The organism is Sandarakinorhabdus sp., assembly GCF_032115815.1.
Taxonomy (GTDB): Bacteria; Pseudomonadota; Alphaproteobacteria; order Sphingomonadales; family Sphingomonadaceae; genus Sandarakinorhabdus.
Genome location: NZ_JAUMBI010000138.1, coordinates 1 through 2043 on the forward strand (window position 1 = coordinate 1; position 2043 = coordinate 2043).

The 2043-nt window shown below is 65.2% G+C and carries 4 protein-coding genes; 3 read left to right on the top strand and 1 reads right to left on the bottom strand.

Going from position 1 to position 2043, the window contains the following annotated elements; translation table 11 throughout:
- Positions 1 to 276, bottom strand: a 276-nt coding sequence (locus RT662_RS08095; protein ID WP_313670201.1) for a LemA family protein, incomplete at its 3' end; no start/stop codon positions are given.
- 127 nt (positions 277 to 403) lie between these two features.
- Here RT662_RS08095 and mscL point away from each other — a divergent pair.
- From mscL to RT662_RS08110, 3 genes are all read left to right on the top strand, one after another.
- Positions 404 to 844, top strand: a complete 441-nt coding sequence (gene mscL, locus RT662_RS08100) for a large conductance mechanosensitive channel protein MscL (protein WP_313670202.1) — start codon at positions 404 to 406, stop codon at positions 842 to 844.
- A complete protein-coding gene (locus RT662_RS08105) occupies positions 841 to 1617 on the top strand; it encodes a hypothetical protein (RefSeq protein ID WP_313670203.1) in 777 nt (258 codons plus the stop codon). The genes mscL and RT662_RS08105 overlap by 4 nt, the downstream gene beginning before the upstream one ends.
- Before the next feature lie 15 nt (positions 1618 to 1632).
- A partial coding sequence (locus RT662_RS08110) for an META domain-containing protein (RefSeq protein WP_313670204.1) occupies positions 1633 to 2043 on the top strand: 411 nt, incomplete at its 3' end.

Sequence of the window (2043 nt, forward strand, 5' to 3'; positions counted from 1 at the left end):
CAGCTTGGTCGGGTCCACCGTCACCTGGCTGGCGCTGGCGCGAGCCTTGGTCACGGCTTCCAGCACGTCCTTTTCCTGGGCGGCATAGCCCTTCACCGTGCTGACCAGATTGGGAATCAGATCGGCGCGGCGCTGATACTGGTTTTCCACATCGGCCCACTTGGCCTTCACCGCTTCTTCCTTGGCGGGGATGGTGTTGACGCCGCAGCCCGACAGCAGCAGCGCGGTGCCGGCCAGTGCGGCCAGCCCAGCGGAACGACGAAGGGCGTTGGTCATGGAAATAGTCTCCAGTAGCAGCGGCTTGCGCAGGCCGCGGTTTATGGCAGAGTGTGAGAAACGTTTGCGCATTGGTCGCTACAAGATAATGCGTCTCAAGGCTTTTCAACAGGGGGGTTAAGAAATCATGCTGCAGGAATTCAAGGCATTCATCGCGCGCGGCAATGTGCTCGATCTGGCGGTGGCGGTGATCATCGGCGCCGCCTTCGGTGCGGTCGTCACCAGCTTCACCGAAGACATGGTGATGCCGATCATCGGCCTGGTGTCGGGCGGGGCCGATTTCACCAGCCTGTTCGTCGTGCTGGGTGACATTCCGGCTGACTACACGGGCAGCCCCACCGATTACGAGGCGCTGAAAAAGGCCGGCGTGCCCTTGTTCGGCTATGGCAAGTTCGTCACCGCCTTCATCAACTTCGTCATCATCGCCTTTGTCATCTTCCTGATGGTGAAGGCGGCCAACAAAGCAATGCCCAAGCCGGCCGAAGCCCCTGCCGAACCGCCCGGCCCGACGCCCAGCGAGGCGCTGCTGGCCGAAATCCGTGATGAACTGCGCAAGAGCCGCAGTTGATCGCAGAGCTGGCTGATCTGATCGATCTGGTGCCGCTGGCCGCCGTGCCGGCGGTACTGGTGGCGATCTTCTTCATCGCTGCCGAAATCGGCTTTCGCTACCATCGCCGCTTTGGCGGCAAGGGCGGCGCGGAGGATGAGGGCCAGGTGCTCTCCACCGCGCTGCTGGTGCTGGCGCTGCTTTTGGGTTTCACCTTCTCGATGGCGCTCGGCCGCTATGACGAGCGGCGGCAACTGGTGGTGCAGGAAGCCAATGACATCGGCACCGCCTGGCTGCGCGCCGGGCTGGTGCCGACACCGCTAGGCCCCACGCTGCAGGCGGCGCTGGCCGATTATGCGCAAGTGCGGATGACGAGCCCACTGCCCGGTGAGACCGCGAAACTCGCCCGCGCCGCGACCTTGCGCAATCGCGTGTGGGCGCTCACCGCCACTGCCCAGGCCACATTGGATGGCCCGCGCGCGGTCAGCCTGGTCAGCGCGATCAACGCTGTTCTCGACACCGGCACCAGCCGCGAGAAGGCGGTGGCGGCGCGTGTGCCGGGCGAAGTGATGCTGCTGCTGGTGATCTTTGCCAGCGTTGCCTGCTTCCTGCTCGGCTATGTGCTCGATGCCCATGGCCATCGACACCGTTTTGCCTCTGGCGTGCTGTTCCTGTTGATGGCGCTCACCATCATGCTGATCCTCGATCTCGATCGGCCGGCCGATGGCGCCATATTGGTGGATCAATCGGCGATGGAGTCGCTGGTCGCCAGCCTTGCACCGGCCGGCGGCTAGCGGCAGGATGGTGGCATGCGTCCTGCCCTGCTCCTCCCCCTCACCCTCCTCGCGCTCGCCGGCTGCCGCGATCAGCGCCAGCAACTGGGCCAGGCGCTGTCGGGCAAGCCGCCAGTGATCGCCGGCAGCCTGGAAGGCGAATGGCAGATTGTCGATCTCAACGGCGGCGGGCCGGTGGCACGCAGCAGCCTGATGTTCGATCCCGGCGATCAGGGCACCAGCCGGCTTTCCGGCACGGCCGGCTGCAACCGCTTCAACGGCAGCTGGAAGCAGGATGGCACCACGCTGCAGCTGGGGCCGATGGCGGCAACCCGGATGGCCTGCCCGCCGCCGGCCATGGAGATCGAACAACGGGTGCTGGCGCTGCTGGAAGCGGTGATCAGCGTGACCTACACGGCTGATGGCGCCGCGATTCTGGCCACGCCC